This is a genomic window from Microbacterium sp. ZKA21, assembly GCF_050434165.1.
In the GTDB taxonomy this organism is placed as follows: domain Bacteria; phylum Actinomycetota; class Actinomycetes; order Actinomycetales; family Microbacteriaceae; genus Microbacterium.
The window spans coordinates 531,566-556,709 of sequence record NZ_JBNPVV010000002.1 but is presented as its reverse complement, the minus strand read 5'-3'; the positions used below and the strand labels follow the sequence as shown (position 1 = coordinate 556,709).

Genomic DNA, 25,144 nt, shown 5'->3' with positions numbered 1-25,144 from the left:
TATCGGAAGATAATACCCCACCGCCTTGAGGCACCCGCCGCAGAAGAATCAGTCGCGGCCGTAGATGTCGCGGGTGTAGATCTTGTGCGCGACGTCGTCGAGTGCTTCCGCTGCGCGGTTCGCGATGATGACGTCGGCGCGCGACTTGAACTCGTCAAGGTCGCGGACGACCTCTGAGTGGAAGAACTCGTCATCCTCGAGCGAGGGCTCATAGACGACGACTTCGACGCCCTTCGCCTTGATGCGCTTCATGATGCCCTGGATCGACGAGGCGCGGAAGTTGTCCGATCCCGACTTCATCACGAGACGATACACGCCGACAGTCCGAGGCCCGCGGGCGAGAATGTCCGAGGCGACGAAGTCCTTGCGTGTGCTGTTGGCGTCGACGATGGCGGCGATGAGATTCTGCGGCACCTCGGAGTAGTTGGCCAGCAACTGCTTGGTGTCCTTTGGCAGGCAGTACCCGCCGTAGCCGAACGACGGGTTGTTGTAGTGCGATCCGATGCGCGGGTCGAGTCCGACGCCCTCGATGATCTGCTTGGTATCGAGCCCGTGTACCGCCGCGTAAGTGTCGAGCTCATTGAAGTACGCCACGCGCAGTGCCAGGTAGGTGTTGGCGAAGAGCTTGATCGCCTCTGCCTCGGTCGCATCCGTCAGCAGCACGGGGACGTCGGTGGCGATCGCACCTTCGAGCAGCAACTCGGCGAAGCGCTGCCCGACGGGGCCCCGATCACCCACCACGATGCGCGACGGATGCAGGTTGTCATACAGCGCACGTCCCTCGCGCAGGAACTCCGGCGAGAAGATGATCGTCGCGCGGGGGTACTCAGCATTCATGCGAGCAGTGAATCCGACGGGCACGGTCGACTTGACCACGATCGCGGCGTCTGGATTGACTGCCAGCACCGTCTCGATGACGCCTTCGACCGACGACGTGTCAAAGTAGTTCGTGACTTCGTCGTAGTTCGTCGGCGTCGCGATGACGACGAACTGCGCGTCGCGGTACGCCTCATCGACGTCGAGCGTCGGCGTGAGATTGAGCTCACGGGTGGCGAGGTAGTCCTCGAGCTCGACATCAGCGATCGGTGAAACTCGACGGCTGAGTTGTTCGACCTTCGCCGGGTCGATGTCGACGGCGAACACCTCGTGATGCTGAGCGAGGATGACGGCATTGGACAGGCCGACGTAGCCGGTCCCGGCGATGGCGATCTTCATGTGCCCAGCCTAGTTGCGGGTCGGACGCCCCCGAGCGAGTAAAGTCAGACCGATGACTGCGCCGCTTGTATCGATCGTGATGCCGGTTTTCGACGATGCGGCGACGATCGCACTCGCCCTCGAGAGCGCGCTCGCTCAAACGCTCCACGACGTGGAGATCATCTGCGTCGACGATGCGTCCACGGATGGCACTGATGCAGTCATCGAGCGCTTCGTCGCGCGAGATGAGCGCGTTCGCCTCATCCGCCATGAAAAGAACGCCTCCGCATTCCAGGCCCGACGCACAGGCGTGCTCGCCGCACGAGCCAAGCACCTGCTCTTCCTCGACGGCGACGACGAACTGGTCCCCGCCGCGGCGCAGACGGCCCTGGCGCTCGCTGATTCGAGCGATGCTGATCTCGTCGGTTTCGGCGTGACGATCGTTGAAAGCGACGGCCGCACAGGAAACGCCTACGAGCGGCGTCTGCAGCCGATCCACGGCGCGCTGCGCGGTGATGATGTGCTGCGCGGCCTGTTCCCCATCGACAAACCCGCCCAGGGGCAGCTCTGGAGATACCTCTTCCGTACGAGCGTGCTGAGTTCTGCATACGCGATGCTGCCGGAAGATCTCGAGCTCCCGCGTATCAACGATCTTCCGTTGATGTTTCTCGTCGCTGGGCTGGCTGAGAGCTACGTCTCCACGAACGACAAGCTCTACCGCTACCATTTCGGACGCGGCGGCAGCGGTCACCGCGTCGACTCCCCTGCGCGCGCCGAGTTCTATGCGTCAGCGATCCGATCGATCGACAGTATTCGCCATGCGGTCGATGACCTCTCAAGGTCGCATGGCGATGCCGCGTTGCTCAAAGCAACGTACGAGTCAGCGCGGTCGTCGATCATCGGCTATGTCTGCTTCCAGCTCGTCGAACGCAGCGATGCAGACGTCCTCGACATGGCGCTCGCCCATCTCATGTCTCTCGCGCCAGCGGACGATATCGTCCGCGCGGCCGCACGCTTCTATCCTGTGACGCTGAAGACTCTGAAGTTCCACATGCCGCGTGCGTCTCTGGGCACCCGGCCTGTGCGGAACGTTCTGCTGGCGACGTCGAATCTTCGCACCGGCGGCGTATCTGCCGTCCTCACATCCCAAGCTCGGTATCTCACCGACGCCGGATATCACGTGACGGTCGTCGCCCGAAGCGCGGGGAGCGAACCTCACGCGGTTCCGGAAGGCGTCGACTTCGTAGAGCTCGCTTCTCGTGATCTGCTCGCCCGACTCGCGGAATGGCGGGCGATCTGCCGAGATCACGACATCGACGTGGTCATCGATCACCAGGTCCTGTACACGCAGTACTGGCCGGAGTTCGCCCTCGCTGCACGCGCGGAAGGTGCGTTGACCGTCGGTTGGATTCACAACTTCGTCGCACGCCCCGTGCTGGACGGCACTGATCGGCTCGAGCTGATCGAGGCCTGCGCCAACACCCTCGCGCACATCACGGTGCTCTCCCCGCTCGACGTGGCCTATTTCAAGCTTCGCGGAATCGATCATGTCTCATTCGCGCCGAACCCCCCGTCACCTTTGCTGCTTGACAGCCTCTCGCACGCGCCGGAAAAGAACTCTCCAGGCGAGACGATTCGTCTGGTGTGGTGGGGTCGTCTGGAGCAGAAGACGAAGCAGGTGTATGAGCTGATCGAAGTCGGCGTCCAACTGCGCGCACAGGGAGCATCGTTCTCGATCACCGTCATCGGTCCCGACTGGGATGATGTGACCGCGCGGAAATTCAACGCGCGAGCCCGACAGCGCGGTGTCGCTGACGCAGTCGTCGCGATCGGCCCTCTGCGCGGTGCCCGTCTCGAGGCCGAGATCGATGCTGCCGATGCCTTCGTGACGACGAGTCTGATCGAGGGATATCAGTTGACGATCGCCGAGGCTCAGGCGCGTGGTCTTCCTGTGTTCATGTACGACCTGCCCTGGCTCACTCTCGTTCAGGACAATGACGGCATCGTGTCAGTTCCACAAGGCGACTCGAGCGGCTTGGCGCGCCAGATAGTCCGCGCGACCGGAACACGAGAGACGTATCTCGGGCTCTCTCGAGCCTCGATCGTCAGCGCCAGGCGCGTACTCGATCGCGACTACATGCGCCTGTACGTCGATTTACTGAACGGTTCACCATCGCCGGAGCTCTCACCACCACCCGCACCGGACGATGCTCGGGTCCTGCTCGGGCTGTTCGCCTTCTACGCCGCCCGTTCCCATTCGCGCCCTTCGGCGCGCCCGTCCGCTGCGCCAGCGGAACTGGGCATTCGCCTGTGGACCTGGGCTGCGCCACTCGGCAGGCAGGCACTCCAGAAAGTCCCCGGATTGCGCCCGTTGGCACACAGGGCAAAGGGCTGGCTGCGCGCCCGATAGCTGCACTCAGAAACAAGTGGCCCCGGCGCATCACTGCACCGGGGCCATTACGTCTCAGTTCTGCTCGAACGAGGCTGTGAGCTGGGCCCGCCTTCGGGCGTACTCACTCTGCAAGTCTGCAGGGATGCGCTCCTGTGCCCATGTGAGCAGATGCGCTGCGAACTTCTGCCATTCCTCGCGTACGTCGCTGTAGTGGTCCAGGTGAGAGATGCGCGAATGCGTGTCCCTCAATGCCTCGAGAACTGCCATGCGACGCCCATCGTTCACGTTCGTCACCTGCTGGCGCACCGCGAACTTCTTATGGACACATACCTCAACATCGAAGAACTCGATCGCGTTCGCGCTCACGATGCTGTGCCAGTGGAACAGGACGTCGTTGTGGACGATCGTTGCACCGAAGAAGATGTTCGCGTCGTGCAACAGTGTCGTGCGGATGATCCGGTTCCACGGATAATTGATCAGCCGGACCGCCAAATTCTCCTTTTCCGGCCCGGTCTTCGCCGATTCCGCCTGCTTCCACAGATCCCGGTCGGCGTCGAACATGCCCCGTGTGCGCCCCTCGTCCACGTAGTCGATCCGATACTTCACGAAGACGAGATCGGCGGAGGTGGCGTCGGCATGCCGAACGGCGGCGGCGAGCGACCGGCTGTCGATGTGGTCGTCCGCGTCGAGGAAGTAGGTGTAGCGACCCGTGGCGAGAGGGATCACTGAGTTGCGCGCACGGCCAGCACCTCGGTTTCCCTGGGCGAAGACGTGCACGTTGGAGTGCCGGGACTCGTACCCCTGCATGACAGCCAGCGAGTCGTCGGTGGACCCGTCGTCCACGAGCAGCACGTTGAAGCTGATGCCGCGCAGTGTGAGCAGCGAGTCAATGGTCCCGCTGACGAGATCGGCGTTGTTGAACACAGGGATGACGATCGTGAGGTCCACGTCCGGATACGCAGCCTGGTCTTCAGCCATCTTCGTCTTGGTCCGCGGCGACAGCTTCACGCCGGGAGCCGCTGCGACTGACTTGCGATATACCTCGCCGAAACCTCGCTTGACCAGCGCCGACGCCACCGGCTGACTCTGCCGCGTTGCCGTCCAATGCGTGCGGTCGAGGTAACCGATGAACGCCTCGAAGAGTGCCGTGCGATTAGCGCCCTTGGCGCCTTCCAGGAACCGCATCGTCGTGTTCGCATGATTTACGAACGCGCCGAGCTTGTACGTCTGAGCGCTCATCGTCTGGCCTTCGCGCTCCATACGGTGGAAGCTCACGACGGTGTCACACAGCACGACGCGCTCGGCCCGGGACAGCACAAACCAGTGCAGGGGGTTGTCCTCGTAGAAGTAGTCACCCTCGGGGTACAGGATGTCGTGCTCCTGCAGGAACTCACGGCGATACAGCTTCCGCCACGGGACCGGCGAGAGCCGGAACAGGTCGGGGTTGCTGGCGGCGGAGATCACTTCTCCTACGGGGAGGTCTGCCCACACGGCACGGTCGTACGATTCCGTACCTGTCGCGTCTTCCGCGGTGAAAGTGCGGAAGTCGCCGACCGCGAGATCCGCTTTGTTGCTCTGAGCGCTCGCGACGAGCATTGCGAGCCCGTCACGAGTGACGTGATCGTCGCTGTCCGCGAAAGCGACGTACGTGCCGAGGGCCGCGCGGATTCCGACGTTGCTTGGAATCCCCGCCCCGCCCAGTGTGTTGTGGTCGAGCCCGAAGACACGGACGCGCTTGTCCTTCTTCCAGTACTTCTCGATGATCGCGCGCCCGTTGTCCGTCGACGCATCATCGACGATGATCAGCTCGAGATCCGCGAAATCCTGGTCGAGCACCGAGGAGATGGCGACGTCGAGATAGGGCTCGACGTTGTAGACGGGCATGACCATCGAGACCGTCGGCGCGCTCGCCAACCGCGATACGGCGTGCTGAGGCCCGAACACGATCCGGTCCTTCGTGCCACCGCGCGGTGCGATCGTGCGCAGAGCCTTCCACGCGGGCTCGATGACCGCTCCCTGGGCCGCCTTCGAAACCCGCTGACCGACAGACGCGATTCGTCCAGGAACTGGCGGCGCGATGAAAATACGTCCACCCGACAGAACCTGTGGCTGCCAGTCCCGAGTTCCCGCGGTCGTTGCGGTTGCGTCGAGCACGAGGGGGAATTCCACTCGCCCGAGCGGGGTCTGGAAACTGCCGAACAGGCGCCAGCGCGAGCCGGCGAACTTCGCCAGCGTACGTCGCCATGTCTTCTGGCCCGTTTCGGTCGCGGCTGTGAAGTCGCGCCGGCGTACGACGCCACCGTCGACTTCACGCAGCGCGTACACGCCCGTGAGCGGCGAAGCATTCTTGCCGTCGATCGCGAGAACGAAGCGCCCTTGGTCGGCCTTCGCTTCAGTCACCGAGGCGATCAGGTACTTTCGGCTGAACTCGACGCTGCTCAACGCATCGTCGGAAGAGCGGTCAGGGAGCAGGCGGAGCGCCTCGCCATTCGCGACTCGAACTGCCACGTTGTCCTGGCTGTTCCAGATGACGACGTCCGGCGAGATCGGACATGCTTGATCAACCAGGATGCCGCCGCCAGCATCGGTCTCGAGGACGACCTTCCACTCACCAGCCACGAACTCACCGGATGGATCGGCCGCCGCGACCAGCTCTGCCGAGACGACGGTCGGTGTTAAGGTGACGGTCGTTTCGCCATTGATTACCCGGACTCGTCGGATCCGCTCGGGCGACGAGTCGGAGATCATCAGTCGGAGACCGGAAGCATCGAACGCCACTGCGCTGACCGTGGCTACCGGCATCTCCGGGAGGGCGATCGCCCACTCCGGCGCCTTGCCGAACCATGCGCTGACTGTTCCGATGACGTCCGAGCTTGCGATCGTGCGGCCACGTTCGTCTCCGGCGCGCGTGTCTTCGACGACGACCACACGTTCCGCAGTGATCGCTCGCTTCTCGGCGGGGTGCCCTTGGGCGGCACCAGCATGCCGAACGATCACCGTCCTAGCATCGGCGTCAGCATCATCGGCGAGAAGCGTGACGTCGCCTCTGCTGATCAGACCCTGCAGGTCAGTTGGGAACTTCGCATTCGCTCGCGGACCGAGCATCGAGTACGACTGCACGAGAGCGACGCTCTTCCCCGCTGCACGTGCGGCACGGACCTCCGCCACGACGGCCCGCAGGAATCTGCGACGGCTTGAGAGTTCCCGTCCGTCGAGCACCACGATGATGTCGAAATGAGCGTCCGAAGGGCTATCGACTGGGGCTCCCGGTCCCGAGATGTCCACATGCGGATCCAGCTCACCCGTCTCGATGAGCTTCGCACGGTAACTTTCCGCCGAAAGCGCAGCCAGTTTCGCGAACGGGTGCCATACGCCGGTGCTTGGCGCGTTCGTTTCCGATTCGAGGTCGAAGATCAGCGGTGCACCGGGAACGAGCGCTTCGACCGTGGTCTTGCTGGCCGCCTCAAGCCTGGTCCGGTAATCGATGTCGATGATGGGGCTGGAAGCATCGAAATAACCGACCACCTCAAGTGCCGTACTCCGATGGAACAGGAGCGTCGAGTCGGACATGGCCAACGCGGCGCCAGCGCCGGTGACGAAATCAAGACGCTCGGATACCGTAAGTCCGTGCACGGTGTTCGCGATTCGCGACGGGTTCGCCGTCAGATCGTAGACCTGAGCTTCGAGCCTGTGGGGATGAGCCCACGAGGCTGCACCCTGCAATGTGAAGTACTCACCCGTCGCTGTCTGAAGCGCTTCGTTGCGCAAGGATCGCGGGTCTGCAGACTTGACGATGGAGACGAGACGAATGCGTGCATCGGACGAGGCGAGCTTCTTGAGCGCGGCACTCGGCGATGCGCCCACAAGCAGCAGCTCCCAATTCTGGTAAGTCTGCGCGAGGATCGACCGCACCGAGGCGAGCAGCGCTTCGTCAACACGGTCGTAGATCACCGCGACGCTGACCAGAGCCCCATCGTTAACCTGTGTTTGGGCCGAGGCACGAAGACCGGCGAACGACGGCTCAACGCCGTCCAGCTCAATGCTCTCGATAGCCAACCGTCGATAGGGCTCGTTCATTCGTGCCAGCATCGTGTCGATCGAGCCCCCGAGGCCAGGGTGCTCCAGCTGAACGGATACCGCGTGCGTCAGCCATGTGTCCTTCACGAACAGAGGCGAGACCAGTCGCGCTTGATCGATCAGGCCGTTCTGGACCAGAAGCACCGCCAAGGAACTCTGGTGGCTCTTGCCCAGAGATTCCCCGTTGATGAACCGCTCGGCGATCACGCTAAGAAGAGCCTTCTCCGCCTCGCGATCAATCCCGCGTTCGTGGAGCGTCTCGACGAGCGCGAACAGCTTGTTGACCGAGATGGAATCAAGGGGCGATCGACGTTTGCCATCCGCATTCGTCCCCGCGAGACCCGCTGCGCGTAAAGATGCCCAGTCATGGCCGAAGTGCGTCGCCCTGCCGACGAGCACGTCGAGCGCCCACCGTGAGCGGGTCCGGGCTCCGAACACCTCCAGCGTGCGGTCCTCCCAGGCGTCGTTGCGCAACACGGACAACTGTTCATGGCGCGGTGCGTCGCCGGCGACGAGCGAGAGAGAAGGAACGCCGAAGGAAGCGCCTGCGCTGGATGAGGTGTCCGTCGAAGCCCAAGCCGGAACGTCCGCGGCTGACGACGTCGGCTCCTCACCGTTCGCGAGTCGAATCAGGAAGTCGTTAGTGTGCCAGCGCCGCGCAGTCGCAGCATCCCCCGAGCGAATCATATGCTCGATCTTACGGGTCTGGACCGACGCGCCCGAACAGGTGACGTACTGTACGTTGTCCGTGCACCCACGTGAGATTGCGGGAAAATGACTGTCAACGAGACCCCCGACGACGAGCAGGATGTCGCAGAAGAACTTGCGATCGCGCGTCGACAGCGAGACGCCGCCGTGACGCGGCTGCGACACCTCGAGACGTCGCCTTCGTACCGAATCGGGCGCGCCGCCACATGGTTGCCACGCGCTCTCAAGTCGGCCCGCGGACGTTCGTCCCGAGCCGTCAAATCCCGTGCTGGCGCGGCGACATCTTCTGCGATGGGCGAGAGTGTTCCCACACCTCACCCTGTTCGCTCGTGGACGCCTATGCCGCTCGTCGATTCTCCCGACGTGAGTGTTGTGATTCCGGTCTACAACTCTGAGGCATGGCTCGAGGATTGCCTGTCCAGCGTTCTCGCGCAGACCGGAGTCACACTGGAACTCATCTGCGTGGACGATGGCTCCACGGACGGGTCGGCGATCATTCTTCAGCGCATCGCAGAGAAGGACGAGCGCGTGCGAATCGTCACGCAGGCGAACAGCGGTCAATCGGTCGGACGCAACCGTGGCTTGGATGAGGCAGCCGGTCGGTACCTGATCTACCTCGACAGTGATGATTTCTGGCAGGGCGACGTGCTTTCCGAACTGGTCGAATACGCGGAATCCGCGCACTTGGACCTCCTGCTCTTCGACTCGTTCGCGTTTCGCGATGGTGAAGTGGCAAGTTCTACGTGGGAGCGATACGCGACCTATTACCAGCGGTCGCAGGAGTACCGGAGCGCGCGATCCGGCGTGCAGATGCTCGCCGACATGCGCGATAGGCGCGACTACCGCCCACACGTCGGTCTGTATCTCGCGCGCACCGAGTTCGTCCGAAAGGTCGGCACCAGGTTTGTACCTGGGATCGTGCACCAGGACAACCCCTACACGTTCTCGTTGCTTCTCCATGCGGAGCGGGTCGCCCATGTGCGGCTCGACTTCTACGCGCGTCGTATCCGCCCGGGATCCACGATCACGGGCCTCGATGATCTCCGCTCAGCGAAGGGCTACTATCTCAGCTACCTGGCGATGATCCGCGAGCTGGGATCAAGAGACCTCGCGCCCGAAGTATCCGACATGGTCACTGAAGTCGTATATGGCGTGTTCCGCGGTGCGCAGCAGAAAATCGCCTACCTCCCTCTCGAAGAAATCGATGCCTTGGCCGCGCTCGACCGCGGCATGGACGCACAGCTCGTTTTGCGCGCGTTGCGACCGTCGCGTTCACGTCCACGCTGACAAGCTTTGCCGGCGCGCGCTAAGGCAGCAGGTCAAGCAATGCTCGGGACTGCGCCTTCAGCGCTCGCAGCCTCGCCTCATCATCTGGCATCCACCGGGCACCCTCGAGCGATTCCACCAGGCGATGTACGTCATCGAGGGTCGCAGTCCGCAGATCCACGGCCCGCTCGGGGTGGCCGATCTGGTCATAGAAGCGACGAGTCTTCTCTCTGACGAAGAGCGAGAACGATGGGATGCGTTGCGAGTACGCCGTTATCGCAAGATGCAGGTGAGACGTCATGAGCACGTCGAGACCCGCCAGCTTCGGCAAGAAATCCTTCAGCGTTGAATAGCGCAGAAGCTCGCACCCGGGCGCGGCATCAGCCAGTTGTGATCGGTGCCGGCCGTTGCTGACGAGCACGACGTTTCGCGCATTGTCATTCGCGAACTCGACCACGGCGTCTTGGATCGCACCGAGGTTGGAGTTCTCCTTCATATCCTCGAAAAGGGCAATATCGAACTGAATTCCGATCTTTCGTGCACGAGTTCGACGGCGACCGAACCGCAGGTAGTCCGAAGTGAGCAACGCCAGATCGGCACCAGCCACAATCTTGTTCTCGTCGACGCCGAGGTCCGTCAAGTGTTCGTATGACTCTTGGTCACGAACCCCGACTGCCTGAGCGATCCCCGAGACCTCAAGCGCCAAACGCCGCGACTTGTCGCGCAGCCATGGGCCAGCCCCTACACCGGTGACAACGAGAGGCTGAGTCGTCAACGCGCCCTGGTCCACTGCCCGCGAGATGATTTCCAGGTAAGACGCCCCCGGCTTGGCCCCCGCAGTATCCGACATGATGCCGCCGCCACCGACGACCACCAGATCAGCGGTCTCGAAGAGCCCATCGTAGGATTCCGCGTGCTGCGTGCCCAGCCATCTCGCGTTCTCCGCCGAAAGCCTAGGAATCGAGACGCGATACCCGCGTTCCTGCAGATGCGTGGCTATGACCGCACCGATGAGATCGTCACCGAAATTGTGCACCCGATACGGGCCGACGATGAGTGCCCGCTTGTCGCTCTTCCTCGTTCGATCCGTTCCGCTCCAGAGCGGACGGATCATGCGAGTTGGTTGTTCCACATGGACAGGGCGGAGCCGATGGCCATGTGCATGTCGAGGTACTGGTAGGTGCCCAGGCGTCCGCCGAAGTGGACGTCCTTCTCGCCCTTCGCGAGCTCCCGGTACGCGAGCAGCCCGGCCCGGTCGTCCGTCGTGTTCACCGGGTAGTACGGCTCGTCGGTGCGTTCCGCGAACCGGGAGAACTCCCGCATGATGACCGTGCGGTCCTGCGCGAAGATGTCCTTGCGCTCGGGGTGGAAGTGCTTGAACTCGTGGATCCGGGTGAACGGGACATCCATGTCCGGGTAGTTCATCACGCTCGTGCCCTGGAAGTCACCGATCTCCAGGACCTCCTGCTCGAAGTCCAGCGTCCGCCAGCTCAACGCCCCCTCGGTGTACTCGAAGTACCGGTCCACCGGACCCGTGTACACGACCGGAACCTGACCGACCATCGCCTTCTTGTGCAACGGCTGCGACTCGTCGAAGAAGTCCACATTCAACTTCACCTCGATGTTCGGGTGATCCGCCATCCGCTCCAACCACGCCGTGTACCCGTCCGTGGGAAGCCCCTCCCACGTGTCGTTGAAGTACCGGTTGTCATACGTGTACCGCACCGGGAGACGGCTGATGATGTCGCCGGACAGCTTGTGCGGGTCCGTCTGCCACTGCTTCGCCGTGTAATCACGGAAGAACGCCTCGAACAGAGGCCGCCCCACCAGAGCGATGCCCTTCTCCTCGAAGTTCGCAGCCGTCGCGACATCGAACTCCCCCGCCTGCTCCCGCACCAGCGCCCGCGCCTCAGCCGGCGAATACGCCGCCTGGAAGAACTGATTGATCGTGCCCAGATTCACCGGCATCGGGAACACCACGCTCTTATGGTTCGTGTACACCCGGTGCACATAATCCGTGAACGACGTGAACCGGTTCACGTACTCCCACACCGTCGCATTCGACGTGTGGAACAGATGCGCCCCATACCGGTGCACCTCGATCCCCGTCGACGCCTCCGCCTCACTGTACGCATTCCCACCGATGTGATGACGACGATCGATGACAGTGACCTTACGACCCGCAGCAGCAGCACGCTCAGCAATAGTGAGGCCGAAGAAACCCGACCCGACGACAAGGAGATCCATACCACCATCGTATCCAGGCCAGGCACGTGCTCACGAACCCTTGCGGGACTATGACTCGTCTCCGTCAACCCAGGCCACGGTCGCGGGAAGAACGTGTTGGCGTGCGGCCGAAGCGTTCCGGTAGTCGTCCCAGATTCGCTGGCTGAGTTCCTTGAGGTACGCGACGGCCTGCGCTCGAAGCTCGTCCACCTTGTCCATCGACACGTCTGGAACGCCTTCCTCAAGGATCGTGAACAACCGGGGATCGGTTGGTTCCACAACCAATTCCTCCCGTCCAATCGACGCCATAAAGGCGCGAGTCTTAGGTACGGGATGAATAGATACGGTCGGAACACCGTACATAGTTGCGACGATCGTCGTGTGCAACTTCATGCTCAGCAGGAGGCTGCACTCACCGAGCGCGCGCGTGACGTCATCGATCTGGTTGGAGTGAAAGGTCTCCTTACCTTCCACCCTGAGTTGCTCAGCGTTCCTGAGATCACGCCGGCCGTGGTCCTCGACACCACCGATGATGTGGCGAACATGCCAGCCTTTCGAGATGAAAGCTGCTGCGATCTCCTCGAGCTGCCGGTAGTCCTTGGGGTCTCTGGCGTACCGCGTAACGATTCCGAGGATAGGCGTGTCCTCGCGGCGATCGACTGGCGGTAACGGCAAAGCACAGACGAGGTCCGCGTGGGAAGTCACTCTCACATGAGGGTTGATTTGCTCCGTGATCCACTCGGCCGAACCGACGTCTCGAGTCGAGATCGAACGCACGCTCGGGTGCGTAAGGAAGTCAGTCCAACGCTCGACTACCGAAGAGTCAATTTCCACCCTGTCATTTTCGACACCGATTCCGGCCACGTGGACAGGGCGCCGAAGGTACATGGGATTGATAAAGTCCGGATCGATCCACTCCCGGTAAGGACAAAGTAGGTCGCCCCCGCCAAGAACCACGGCATCCATCAGATCAGCCTGCGTCGTGCGAATATCTCGGAAGTACCACGGGCGATGCAGGGCCGTCAGTAAAGTGAGATCCGCCCACTGCCCGAGCCAGTGTTCGTACACCCGAACAAAAAGCTCATCGCCGTAGTTGCCGCGACCAAACGAACCGGTGATTCCGATACGCGGCTTCAGCAGTCCGCGCAACTCGGTCTCGAGCTCACGCTGGATAGCGTCGTTCGCGAACTTAGTTTGTCTGTCACGTCGAAAGATCATCAGGTCCTCTGAGATGGGACGAACCGGAAACACTCGCACCAGCGGCTCCTAGACCAGAGAAGCGCGGCTGACATGAACGCTGCAGCAGTCTCGACGACGAAACTCCGATGTAGCGACTCACGCCAAAGAGCGCACAGATTCTCGAAGCTCCTGGACATCCGCGGAGAATACAGCACGCATGACGCGATCGAGATCCCGCTTCGAGGCGAGTTCAACGGCGCGCTCCGTAGTCAAAACGCGTGAGATTGCCGCCGACCACTGCAGCAGGAACTGCCTAACGACGCCATCATCCGCAAGACCAGCAATCTTGCGATGCAGATTGTACGATCCAGTGGCTCTATTGAGGATAATGGCAGCAAGGGTATCGGCTTCCGAATCCGACAGATTCGCGTCGGCGATAATACCAAACAAGCGTCCAACATGAGCAACAAGGATCTGTACAAACTCAGCACCAGGACGGAGGTGCGAAATATGGGGAAGCTCACCAGAAAGCGGGTCACCCTCGAGGAGATAGTCACGGTCTGACATTGCCGTGAATCGGGTGAAGTGCGTTACAAACTGAAGGACGAACTCATTGTCCTCCCCATACGATATGGCGGGATCGAACCTGATACCCGATTCCAACAGCGCCGTTCTCCTAAATGCGCCGGCGATCAGAAGAGTCCACAACGCACCTGCGCGCGTCAGGTTCTCGTTAATCGACTCCGGAGCACGAAAGAAAGACTTGCCGTTGCGGTGCCGACGCAAAGACACCCAATCGGCCGAAGTAGTTGAGAGGTGTGCTACGACCAGATTCAGGGTTCCGGGAAAAATAGAGTTGTCGTCGTCGAGAAACAAGACGTAATCACCTGTTGCAGCGTCGATGATCTCGTTCCGGCCGACCGAAGGTCCGCCCGTTCCGTCCGCATGTCGAAGCAGTCGAACAGAGATCGATTCGCTGGAGAGATCCTTGATCGACTCGAGATACTTCACCGCGGGTTCCGATTGTGAAGCGTCGTCGACCACGACCAGCTCAACAGTGCCCGCGTCAATCTTTTCCTGCTCCAGAATGCTACGAATAGCACGTCGGAGCGCGCCTGGGCGCTCATAGGTCGTTATTCCCACGGTGAGAATTGGATGCCTCACGCTACCAGTGCTCCTATCTTGATGATCGAATCGTCAAAGCACGCTCAGGACATCCGTGATGTCGGACTTGAGGCGTTCGATCCCACGCTCTTCCAGCGCGAGCGAGTAGTCTTCCCATTTGCGCCCAAGACCGACAGGCGCGCCGTGCCTACTCCAGGGAATTCCATACGAATCGGCGACAATAGCGCCGTGAAGTGAACTCGTAGAAATCTGGTTGCACGCAGCGATCAATGGAATAACGTCGGCAGGCGCGCCGGCCGCTTCAATCACAATCGCGTTGGGGTCGTTGGCAACGTGGTCTGGGATCGGAGTGCGATCTTTGAAATGCCGAACATGACCCGTTGTGTAGCGCTTTTCCACCTCGCCGTAGACCTCCCGCGCGAGAAGTCCAGGGTCGCCCATCGGAATCTCCTTAGGCAGACGCCAGAGTTCGCGTGTAAGCGGGCCACGGACCATACGAACGTCGTACGTCCCTTGCCAGTCGATCTTGGTCTCACGCGTAGGGTCCGTGCCAATCCCCGCAATCACGGCGCCTTCCTTCGCGCCACCGTGCATCTCGATCAACTGGCCTACGGTGCCTGTGACGAAGATGTCCGCGATCTTGATTGCTCCATACGCGAATCGCTTGCGCGCAACGTGCTTAAGGATCTCGATGCCGAGCACATCACCAAAGTTGAACGCGGGAAGCCCCTCTTGGACCTCTTTGACCTTGAATTGGCCGGTCACTGAGTCGAGAATTGGGCTCCAATAGAATACAGACTTCACCGTTGACCTAACTCTGGGGGCATTCGACGCGTCAGCACGCGATGTTTCATGCTAGCAGGCTCATGATCGGCACCGGGCTGTCAACGGAAGCGTTCGTTCCGTCTCACCACGCCACCCATGGGAGACGGTGCAGTCTGATTTCGGGCGCGGACACACTGCAGGTCTGGGACGAGCCTGAGGTCCCCAGTGCGTCGTCGCTGAGCACGGTGTGGCGCGCCCTGGCCCCGTGCGTCCGCGCAATCCATAGTGCCCGAGTGGCGGGACATGCGTAGGCCCCAGCCTGTGGGGTGCGGCTTGCGTACTGGCTGAGCGTCGAAAGGCCTGGGTAGCGTCCATGGTGTGGCAACGAACCCGCTATGCGCACTCCGTCGACGCCCGCATGTATGACCAGGTCATCCTCCAACGCGTCTCCACTGCTATCGCTACGCCGCAGCGGCTTCGACTGACCGGCGAACGTCAGCGTCTACGAAAAAGTTCAAGCCTGCGCCATCGCGATGCGCCCACCGCTTCGAGTTGCGACGGCTCATCCTCCGGCAGAGGCTCGATGTACTTCGGCACATACGTTCGCGACCAACCAATGTTTCGCTTCAAGACTTGCGCTGGATTACCGCCGATCGCGGTGTTTTCCTCTTCGAAACGCCGTGAGACCAAAGCCATAGTTGCAATTACGGTATTGCTCGGTACGCGGCTTCCTTTCGTGAGCGTCGCCCCCGAGCCGATCCAGACATTGTCGCCTACGGTGATAGGACGAGTGCGATTAACAAGCCTCTTGGATGTCATGTCGTATATTGAGTGACCATCGCTTGTTCGGAAGGTTATGTTGCTACTCAACATGCACCCCTTTCCGATGATGATTTCCTCGCCCACTTCGTTCGCCATGGCGAAACGACAACTCTCGATCGAGGTGTCAGCGCCAATCGTGAGGGCTTTCCCTACCGATTTCCCGCCCATGTTGATGGTGGAGTTCCGGATCCCACGAGGATGGGTTGTCCCAATTTGTACTCTGCCCTCGTTGCCGATGAAGAGTTTACAGTTGTGAAAAACCGATCCTTCCCCGATCTCGACGGTGCTCCCGTGACCCGCGAATGACACGGTCAGCCCCGCGACTTCCTCCACAGTAAACTGCGTACCGTCAGAGCGAACGATGCTCAGGGAATTCTCGGTCATGTCTGCGATGTTATCGCACCAAAGTTAATCCCGTATCCCGGACAGGTAGTTGATTGCTTAGGCTGCCAGAACGAGCTGACGTGTTCGTGCTCTAGTGGGCTGAGAAACGATGCGACCTGTGGTCTCGTACGCGTCGAGCCATGTTCGCACTTTCAGTCGTTGAGCTTCGCGAGAAAGAGGGGCGTGTGCCTCGGCGATGAGGCTTGCACGGATGCAACCCGCGCCAAGTGGCACAAGCGGTCATCTCACAGCACCGACTTCACGGCATCCGGATTCAGACCGAGATCCGCTGCGTCGGGGCATCCGGCGACGCCCAGAAGTCGGCATCCAGCACCCGCGTGACGGGATCGGGCTCGACATAGACCGGCTCTGCCTGCGCGGCCCAGGCCGGCGCGGGCTGAGGCCTGCGTGTGGCCGCCCTCGCGGCGTTCTGGCGCTGCAGTTCGGCGGCCGCGCGGCGGCGCTCCCAGAGCTCGCGCTCGATCATCGTGCGATCGCGCACGTGGATCATCGCGCGGATGATCATCGCGAACAGCAGACCGAGGAACCCGCCGATCGAGTTCGCCATCACGTCGTAGAACGTCGAGACGCGACTCTCCAGCGCGAAGCCCTGCGTCAGCTCGATGCCGGCCGAGAACGCCGGCAGCAGGAACAGCGCCACCCACCACGCCTTGCGCGCCAGCGCCAGGCCCAACAGGAACCCGAGCGGCACGAACATCGCGATGTTCGCGGTGAACTCGAGCTTGTCGTAGCCGAACGTCTCGGGGACGCCGAGGTTGTGCAGCGCCCGCAGTACGCGCGACGCGATGCTGTCGAACTCGAGATCCTGGGGGCGCGGCCACATCGTCACGAGCAGCACGAACGCGGTGTAGAGGACCAGCAGCAGGGTCGAGACCCACAGGCGCGCGTAGCTGCGCGGCGGCGGTGGACCGACGTGGATCTCGCTCATGGGGCTCCTTCGATGACGGAGTTCAAGAGTAGCGACGGCATCCCGAGAATCCCCCGGGCAAAAACGACAGCGGGGCCGGACCCGAAGGCCCGACCCCGCTGAGGAGTAAGAGAAGTACTTACTTGATGATCTTCGTGACCGTACCGGCGCCGACGGTGCGTCCACCCTCACGGATGGCGAAGCCGAGGCCGTCCTCCATGGCGATCGGCTGGATCAGCGCGACCGTCATGTCGGTGGTGTCGCCGGGCATGACCATCTCGGTGCCCTCGGGCAGCGTGATAACGCCGGTGACGTCCGTGGTACGGAAGTAGAACTGCGGGCGGTAGTTCGTGTAGAACGGGTTGTGGCGGCCACCCTCGTCCTTGGACAGGATGTACGCGGTGCCCTCGAAGTCGGTGTGCGGCGTGACCGAACCCGGCTTGACGACGACCTGACCGCGCTCGACGTCCTCACGCTTGAGGCCACGGAGCAGCAGACCACAGTTCTCGCCGGCCCATGCCTCGTCGAGCTGCTTGTGGAACATCTCGATACCCGTGACCGTGGTCTTCTGCGTCGGGCGGATGCCGACGATCTCGACCTCGGAGTTGATGGCCAGCGTGCCACGCTCGGCGCGGCCCGTGACGACGGTTCCACGACCGGTGATCGTGAAGACGTCCTCGACCGGCATCAGGAACGGCTTGTCCTTGTCGCGCACCGGGTCCGGAACGTTCTCGTCGACGGCCTCCATGAGGTCGAGGATCGACTGGACCCACTTCTCGTCGCCCTCGAGCGCCTTCAGGCCCGAAACGCGGACGACAGGAGCGTCCTCGGCGAAGCCCTGCGAAGCCAGCAGCTCGGAGACCTCGAGCTCGACGAGCTCCAGGATCTCCTCGTCGTCGACCATGTCGCTCTTGTTCAGCGCGACGAGCAGGTACGGAACGCCGACCTGCTTGGCGAGCAGAACGTGCTCACGCGTCTGAGCCATCGGGCCGTCGGTGGCGGCGACGACGAGGATCGCACCGTCCATCTGAGCAGCACCGGTGATCATGTTCTTGATGTAGTCAGCGTGACCCGGGGCGTCGACGTGCGCGTAGTGGCGCTTCGGCGTCTCGTACTCGACGTGCGAGATGTTGATCGTGATACCGCGCTGACGCTCTTCGGGAGCGGAGTCGATCGACGCGAAGTCGCGCTGAACGTTGGTCGCCGACGGGTACTTGTCAGCAAGAACCTTCGAGATCGCTGCGGTGAGCGTGGTCTTGCCGTGGTCGACGTGACCGATCGTTCCGATGTTCACGTGCGGCTTGGTCCGCTCGAACTTGGCCTTGGCCACTGGGTCCTCCTCAGGACGTTCGTGTAGAGGTTGTCGGGCACTGGATTGTGACCGGTTCCCTACGGGGTTTGATTCTCAGTTTAGTAGAGAGAGCGTTATGAAGTTGTGTGTTGTCCGGGGGCGCCGGAGCGCCCCCGGATAAGGGCTTACTCGCCCTTGGTCTTCTGGACGATCTCGTCCGCCACGGCCCGCGGGACCTCGGCGTAGGAGTGGAACTCCATCGAGTAGACAGCGCGACCAGAGGTCTTCGAGCGCAGGTCGCCGATGTAGCCGAACATCTCGGACAGCGGAACCTGAGCACGCACGACCTTCACGCCAGCGGCATCCTCCATCGACTGGATCTGACCACGACGCGAGTTCAGGTCGCCGATGACGTCGCCCATGTACTCCTCAGGAGTACGGACCTCGACGGCCATCAGCGGCTCGAGCAGCACGGGGTTCGCGCGGCGCATGGCCTCCTTGAAGCCCATGGAACCGGCGATCTTGAACGCCATCTCCGAGGAGTCGACGTCGTGCGACGCGCCATCGAGCAGGATCGCCTTCACGCCCACCATCGGGTAACCGGCCAGTGCACCGGCCGCCATGGCGTCCTGGAAGCCCTGATCGGTCGGAGCGATGTACTCGCGCGGGATGCGACCACCGGTGACCTTGTTCTCGAACTCGTACGTCTTCTCCGAGTCCAGATCGAGAGGCTCGATCGTGAACTGGATCTTGGCGAACTGACCCGAACCACCGGTCTGCTTCTTGTGCGTGTAGTCGTACTTCTCGACGGCCTTCTTGATCGTCTCGCGGTACGCCACCTGGGGCTTTCCGACGTTCGCCTCGACGCGGAACTCGCGCTTCATGCGGTCGACCAGGATGTCGAGGTGCAGCTCGCCCATGCCCTTGATGGTCGTCTGACCGGTCTCGGGGTTGAGCTCGGTGCGGAAGGTCGGGTCCTCTTCAGCGAGCTTCTGGATGGCGACACCCAGCTTCTCCTGGTCGGCCTTCGTCTTCGGCTCGATCGCGACCTCGATCACCGGCTCCGGGAACGTCATCGACTCGAGGACGACCGGGGCGTTGATGTCGGCCAGGGTGTCACCGGTGGTGGTGTCCTTCAGGCCGATGACGGCGTAGATGTTGCCGGCGGTGAGCGAGTCGACCGGGTTCTCCTTGTTGGCGTGCATCTGGAAGATCTTCCCGATGCGCTCCTTCTTGCCCTTGGTCGAGTTGATGACCGCGGAGCCGGAGTCCAGGTGACCCGAGTACACGCGCACGTAGGTCAGGCGACCGAAGAACGGGTGCACGGCGACCTTGAACGCGAGGGCCGAGAACGGGTCCTTCGCGTCGGGGTGACGCTCGATGACCTTCTCCTCGTCCTTCGGGTCGTGCGCCTCGATGGCACCGACGTCGAGGGGGTTGGGGAGGTAGTCGACGACGGCATCCAGCATCGGCTGGACACCGCGGTTCTTGAACGCCGAACCGCACAGGACCGGGTAGATCTCGGAAGCAACGACGAGCTTGCGGATCGCGCCCTTGATCTCGGCGACCGTGAGCTCCTCGCCACCGAAGAACTTCTCCAGCAGGACGTCGTCGGTCTCGGCGACGGTCTCGAGGAGCTGCTGACGGTACTCGTCGGCCTTGTCCTTGAGGTCGGCCGGGATCTCCTGGACCTCGTACGAGGCGCCCATGGTCACGTCACCCTTGGCATCGCCGGGCCAGACCAGCGCACGCATCTCGACGAGGTCGATGACGCCCACGAAGTCGTTCTCGGCACCGATGGGCAGCTGGATGACCAGCGGCTTCGCGCCCAGGCGGCTGACGATGGTGTCGACGGTGAAGTAGAAGTCCGCGCCCAGCTTGTCCATCTTGTTGACGAAGCAGATGCGGGGGACGTTGTACTTGTCGGCCTGACGCCACACGGTCTCGGACTGGGGCTCGACGCCCTCCTTGCCGTCGAAGACGGCGACGGCACCGTCGAGGACGCGGAGCGAACGCTCCACCTCGACCGTGAAGTCCACGTGACCGGGGGTGTCGATGATGTTGATCTGGTTGTTGTTCCAGAAGCAGGTCACGGCGGCAGACGTGATCGTGATGCCGCGCTCCTTCTCCTGCTCCATCCAGTCGGTGGTCGAGGCGCCATCGTGCGTCTCGCCGAGCTTGTGGTTGACGCCCGTGTAGAACAGGATGCGCTCGGTCGTGGTGGTCTTGCCGGCATCGATGTGCGCCATGATGCCGATGTTGCGGACCTTGCTCAGGTCGGTGAGCACGTCTTGTGCCACAGGAGTGTCCTTATCTTTCTTGCAGGATTGCTGCGAGGAGAGGGAGGGTGCCCGCCCCCGGCATCCTTCTCGGCGAAAGCCGTGATGTCAGCCGGGAGCGGGCGAAGCTGTTTACCAGCGGTAGTGAGCGAACGCGCGGTTCGACTCGGCCATCTTGTGCGTGTCCTCACGGCGCTTGACCGCGGCACCGAGACCGTTCGAGGCGTCCAGGATCTCGTTCTGCAGACGCTCGGTCATCGTCTTCTCACGACGACCCTTCGCGTAGCTGACGAGCCAGCGCAGCGCGAGCGTGTTCGCACGGTGCGGCTTGACCTCGACCGGAACCTGGTAGGTCGAGCCACCGACGCGGCGGCTGCGGACCTCGAGGGTCGGGCGCACGTTGTCGAGCGCCTTCTTGAGGGTGGCGACAGCGTCCTCGCCGTTCTTGGCGTGGACACCGGCGAGTGCGCCGTACACGATCGACTCGGCGAGCGACTTCTTGCCGTCGACGAGGATCTTGTTCACGAGCGATGTGACGATCGGAGCGCCGTATACCGGGTCGTTGACGACGGGGCGCTTGGGGGCGGGACCCTTACGAGGCATCTAACTCAACCCTTCTTCGCGCCGTAGCGGGAACGAGCCTGCTTACGGTTCTTGACTGCCTGGGTGTCCAGGGCGCCACGGACGATCTTGTAACGCACACCGGGGAGGTCCTTCACACGACCGCCGCGGACGAGCACCAGGGAGTGCTCCTGCAGGTTGTGGCCCTCACCGGGGATGTAGGCGGTGACCTCGGTCCCGTTGCGCAGCTTCACACGAGCGACCTTGCGCATCGCCGAGTTCGGCTTCTTCGGGGTGGTGGTGTAGACGCGGGTGCAGACCCCGGCCTGCTGCGGGTTCGACTTCAGGGCGGGCGCCTTGGTCTTGGTGACCTTGGGCGAGCGACCCTTGCGAACCAACTGCTGAATGGTTGGCACGTTCTCTCCTAGTTGTGCTGCACGGTGACAGCGCGATGGAATCACATCAGACCCACCGGCACGCCGGAATCGACGCGCTTTTGGTGTGGTGGGTATGCCGTGGGGGCAGACCGGTATGGACCGGAGCCCGTGTGCAGGCACGCCGAGACGTGCACACACCTGATCAAGTGTAATGCCGCGTAACGTACGCGGTCAAATGAGGCATGGTGGCCACGCCGGGTTCTGCGAAGTCTGGTTCTAGGCTGGCACGGTGGACAAGCAGCCTCCTCGCGTCGCGGTGCTCGGGCCGGTGACCGTGACGACCGAGGACGGCACCGCCGTCGAGCCGGCCGGCGCGACCGCACGCGCCCTGCTAACAGCGCTCGCTCTCGGTGCGGACGCGTCCCGCAGCATCCATGCTCTGACCGCCGAGGTCTGGGACGAGGAACACGCACCGGGCAACCCGCGCGGCGCGGTGCAGACCCTCGTGTCCCGGTTGCGCGCAGCGGCCGGAGTCGGACTCGTGCGCAGCGACGTCGCCGGCTATGCACTCGGCGAGGGGGTCTCCTCCGATCTCGCCCTGGCTCGCGACCTGGAACGACGCGCGACAGCTCTCGCGGAAGCCGACCCGGCCAGGCTCACCCTGCTCGACGAGGCCGTCGCCCTCTGGCACGGCGAGCCCGGTGCCGACCTCGGCGGCGCGCCCATCGCCGAGGTCCTCGCCGAAGACGCCGCCGCTCTCCGGGACCGGCTCGACACCGCACGGGCGCGCACGCTGATCGCGCTGGGCCGGCCGACGGATGCCGTGCACACCCTCCGCGGGCAGGCCGACGCCCACCCGTACGACGAGGACGTGCACATGCTGCTCATGACGGCGCTCGCCGACGCCGGGCGCACGCAGGAGGCCCTCGCCGTTCATGCCGGACTGCGCGCACGATTGCGCGACGACCTCGGCTCCTCCCCCGGCGCGGCATCCGCGGCGCTCAACGCCCGCATCCTCCGCGGCGAGACCGCCCCCGCACACGCGCCGATGCGGATCGGACTGCGCGCCGCGCCCAACGACCTGATCGGCCGCGACGACGACCTGGAGCAGATCGCCGATCTGCTGACCCGCTCGCGTCTTGTGACGATCCTCGGACCCGGCGGGCTCGGCAAGACCCGTCTCGCGCAGGCGGCCGCCGCGGCATCCGCCTCCCGCCTCGTCGCCGTCGTCGCCCTGGCCGGAGTGCGCGCCGACGACGATCTCGAGCCGGCCATCGGCGCGGCGCTGGGTATCAGCGAGGCCAGAACGAGCGGGACGCTGGCCGATGCCCGCGCCCAGCCGGACCTCCACGCGCGCATCGCGGCATTCCTCGGCGAGCGCCCCGCCCTGCTCGTGCTCGACAACTGCGAGCAGATCATCGACGCGGTCGCCGCCTGGACCGCCGACCTGCTCGCCTCGCTGCCGAGTCTGCGCATCCTCACCACCTCTCGCACACCGGTGTCGATCGCGGCGGAGACCGTGTACCCGCTCGCGGCGCTGGCGACCTCGGCATCCGACGAACCGGGCCCCGCCGTGCGTCTTTTCCTCGAGCGCGCGGCCGCCGTGCGCCCCGGCGCCGCGCTCACCCCGGAGGTCGTGGTCCGGCTGTGCGATCGGCTGGACGGGCTGCCTCTGGCCATCGAGCTCGCCGCCGCCCGGGTGCGGACCATGACCGCCGAGCAGATCGAATCACGACTCGCGAACCGGTTCGCGCTGCTCACCAGCGCCGACCGCGCGGCTCCCCAGCGGCACCGCACCCTGCAGGCCGTGATCGAGTGGAGCTGGGATCTGCTCGATCACGACTCCCGCCGGGCCCTCGCGCGCCTGTCGATCCTCCCCGGTGGATTCTCGGCGACGACCGCCGCCGCCGTCCTCGGCGAGGACGATGTCGACGACCTGCTCGACCGCCTCGTCGGCCAGTCGCTGCTGGTCGTCGCGGATGCTCCGCACGGCGGCATCCGCTTCCGGATGCTGGAGACCGTTCGGGAGTTCGGCCTGGCCCGACTGGACGACGGTGCGACCGCCGACGCCTGGTCGGCAGTGCTGACGTGGGCCGCCGGCTGGACGCGGATGCCGGGGGCGGCGCTGTTCGGCCCCTGCGCGCCCGTGCGGGCCGACGTGCTGCGGGATCTGCAGGCGGAGAACGACAACCTCGTCGCCGCTCTCCGTCACGCGCTCGACACCGACCAGGCGGCCGCGGCCGTGCTCGTGTTCGCCGCACTGACGCCGTCGTGGGTGGTCCGCGGCGCCTTCACGGAGCTCGCCGGGTTCGCCCCTGCGATGCTCACCGCGATCGAACGGATGCCGGACGACGCCGTCCCTGCGGATGCCCTCGCGCCGGTGCTGCTCGTCTGCGCTCTCGCCGCGCTCGTGGGGGACGATGCCCGCGGGCTGCGCGTGTTCGGCCGCATCCGCCGACTGCGCCGGGATGCCGAGGGCCTCAGCCCGGCGTGGTGCGCCCTGCTCGCGGTCGCCGCCGACGTCGCGCGACCGGACAGGCTCGTCGCCCGGCTCGCCGAACTGCGCGAATCGCCCGAGGCGTCCGTGCGGCTCGTGGCCGAGTTCATGACCGCGCAGTACGCCGAGAACGCCGGCGACCCTGTGCTGGCCGAGGCGGCATCGCACCGCGCCTGGGAACTCGCGGAGCGCATCGGCGACCGATGGCTGTCGTCGCTCGCGGCATCGTCGGCCGCCCAGGTCGCCAGCCAGTCCGCACGGCCAGAGGAGACGCTCGCCTGGCTCGACCGCGCACGACACGGTTTCGACGACTTCGGCGCGCTCGACGAACTGCGTCAACAGGACTGGACCCGCGGCATGAGCCTGCTGAGCCTCGGCCGGCTCGACGAGGCGGAGCGGCTGTTCGACGCCCTCACCCTCGTCACCGACCTCACCGCGCAGGGACTCGAGTTCGCATCGGTCGGCTGGTTCGGCCTCGCCGAGATCGCCCGCTCCCGCGGAGATCTGGAGCTCGCCGTGACGCGCTACGAGCGATCCATCGCGACGTTCCGCTCGCCGGATCAGCGGGCGTCGCCGTGGTTCCTGCTGGCGCTCGCCAGTTTCGTCGCGGCATCCGCTCTGGACGATCTGCCCATCGCGGAGACGACGGCCTTCTGGTCGGACCGGCTGCGCATCCGGGTGATCGCGACGCGTCGGCTGCGCCCTCAGGTCGACCATCCGGTGCTGGGCACCACCCTCGCTGGGTGGTCGGCCTGGGCGGTCACGGTGCCCGAGTCGCGAGCGACCGCCCTCGAAGCACTGGCGTTCGCCGAGGCGCTCGGCTGCCGGCAGGACCTGCCGAGCCTGCACCTGGACGTCCTGCGCGCCCATGCCGAGGCGCACGCCGGAGCGGATGCCGTGGCCGGTGCCCGCGCGGCGGCGAGGACGCTCACCGACGACGAGCTCGTGCGGCGCGCGTTCGGGGTGTTCGAAGCGCCCCGAACGGACTGAGCCGTTCGGGGCGCTTCGGGGTGCTGCGGTATCGGGCGCATCGGGGTCGGGCGCGTCGCGGCGACGCATGCCGAGGATGCGTT

16 protein-coding genes are annotated in these 25,144 nt (G+C 63.8%); 3 read left to right on the top strand and 13 right to left on the bottom strand.

Going from position 1 to position 25,144, the window contains the following annotated elements; genetic code table 11:
* Window positions 1–48: 48 nt before the first annotated feature.
* Window positions 49–1,215: a nucleotide sugar dehydrogenase gene (locus tag M2317_RS06800; protein WP_429458568.1), complete on the bottom strand. Its 1,167-nt coding sequence runs from the start codon at window positions 1,213–1,215 to the stop codon at window positions 49–51.
* Between the two features lie 52 nt (window positions 1,216–1,267).
* On the opposite strand from M2317_RS06800, the gene M2317_RS06795 reads away from it, so the two are divergent.
* Window positions 1,268–3,604, top strand: coding sequence for a glycosyltransferase (locus M2317_RS06795; protein ID WP_429458566.1), 2,337 nt, complete (start codon window positions 1,268–1,270; stop codon window positions 3,602–3,604).
* A gap of 54 nt (window positions 3,605–3,658) precedes the next feature.
* Here the strand turns inward: M2317_RS06795 and M2317_RS06790 are convergent, their stop codons facing one another.
* On the bottom strand, window positions 3,659–8,536 hold the full coding sequence (locus M2317_RS06790; RefSeq protein ID WP_429458564.1) for a glycosyltransferase: 4,878 nt from the start codon (window positions 8,534–8,536) through the stop codon (window positions 3,659–3,661).
* Window positions 8,537–8,710: 174 nt separating this feature from the next.
* On the opposite strand from M2317_RS06790, the gene M2317_RS06785 reads away from it, so the two are divergent.
* The gene (locus M2317_RS06785; protein WP_429458562.1) at window positions 8,711–9,658 is read left to right on the top strand and encodes a glycosyltransferase; all 948 of its coding nucleotides are present in this window, start codon (window positions 8,711–8,713) and stop codon (window positions 9,656–9,658) included.
* 19 nt (window positions 9,659–9,677) lie between these two features.
* On the opposite strand, the gene M2317_RS06780 is transcribed toward M2317_RS06785, so the two are convergent.
* The 11 genes from M2317_RS06780 to rpsL form a co-directional block, all read right to left on the bottom strand.
* The gene (locus M2317_RS06780; protein WP_429458560.1) at window positions 9,678–10,751 is read right to left on the bottom strand and encodes a polysaccharide pyruvyl transferase family protein; all 1,074 of its coding nucleotides are present in this window, start codon (window positions 10,749–10,751) and stop codon (window positions 9,678–9,680) included.
* A complete protein-coding gene (gene glf / locus M2317_RS06775) occupies window positions 10,748–11,884 on the bottom strand; it encodes a UDP-galactopyranose mutase (protein ID WP_429458558.1) in 1,137 nt (378 codons plus the stop codon). The genes M2317_RS06780 and glf overlap by 4 nt, the downstream gene beginning before the upstream one ends.
* 48 nt (window positions 11,885–11,932) lie before the next feature.
* Complete coding sequence (locus M2317_RS06770) at window positions 11,933–13,081, bottom strand: polysaccharide pyruvyl transferase family protein (RefSeq protein ID WP_429458556.1); 1,149 nt, start codon at window positions 13,079–13,081, stop codon at window positions 11,933–11,935.
* 117 nt (window positions 13,082–13,198) lie between these two features.
* Window positions 13,199–14,185: a glycosyltransferase family 2 protein gene (locus M2317_RS06765; protein WP_429458554.1), complete on the bottom strand. Its 987-nt coding sequence runs from the start codon at window positions 14,183–14,185 to the stop codon at window positions 13,199–13,201.
* A gap of 54 nt (window positions 14,186–14,239) precedes the next feature.
* Window positions 14,240–14,932 carry a hypothetical protein gene (locus M2317_RS06760; RefSeq protein ID WP_429458552.1) on the bottom strand — a complete coding sequence of 231 codons (693 nt, stop codon included), beginning with the start codon at window positions 14,930–14,932 and terminating at the stop codon, window positions 14,240–14,242.
* Window positions 14,933–15,427: 495 nt separating this feature from the next.
* Window positions 15,428–16,138, bottom strand: coding sequence for an acyltransferase (locus M2317_RS06755; protein WP_429458551.1), 711 nt, complete (start codon window positions 16,136–16,138; stop codon window positions 15,428–15,430).
* A gap of 274 nt (window positions 16,139–16,412) precedes the next feature.
* Window positions 16,413–17,087, bottom strand: a complete 675-nt coding sequence (locus tag M2317_RS06750) for a VanZ family protein (protein ID WP_429458549.1) — start codon at window positions 17,085–17,087, stop codon at window positions 16,413–16,415.
* A gap of 118 nt (window positions 17,088–17,205) precedes the next feature.
* A complete protein-coding gene (gene tuf, locus M2317_RS06745; RefSeq protein WP_429458547.1) occupies window positions 17,206–18,396 on the bottom strand; it encodes an elongation factor Tu in 1,191 nt (396 codons plus the stop codon).
* 146 nt (window positions 18,397–18,542) lie between these two features.
* Entirely contained in the window at window positions 18,543–20,657 is a 2,115-nt protein-coding gene (gene fusA / locus M2317_RS06740) for an elongation factor G (protein WP_429458545.1), read from the bottom strand.
* A 111-nt stretch (window positions 20,658–20,768) separates the two neighbouring features.
* Window positions 20,769–21,239 (bottom strand): 30S ribosomal protein S7, encoded by a 471-nt coding sequence (rpsG, locus tag M2317_RS06735; protein WP_264156984.1) that lies wholly within the window; start codon window positions 21,237–21,239, stop codon window positions 20,769–20,771.
* A 5-nt stretch (window positions 21,240–21,244) separates the two neighbouring features.
* Window positions 21,245–21,613 (bottom strand): 30S ribosomal protein S12, encoded by a 369-nt coding sequence (rpsL, locus tag M2317_RS06730; protein WP_017201609.1) that lies wholly within the window; start codon window positions 21,611–21,613, stop codon window positions 21,245–21,247.
* Window positions 21,614–21,863: 250 nt separating this feature from the next.
* Between rpsL and M2317_RS06725 the strand changes: the two genes are divergently transcribed.
* Window positions 21,864–25,061, top strand: coding sequence for an ATP-binding protein (locus M2317_RS06725; protein ID WP_429458540.1), 3,198 nt, complete (start codon window positions 21,864–21,866; stop codon window positions 25,059–25,061).
* The last annotated feature ends 83 nt before the right edge of the window (window positions 25,062–25,144 follow it).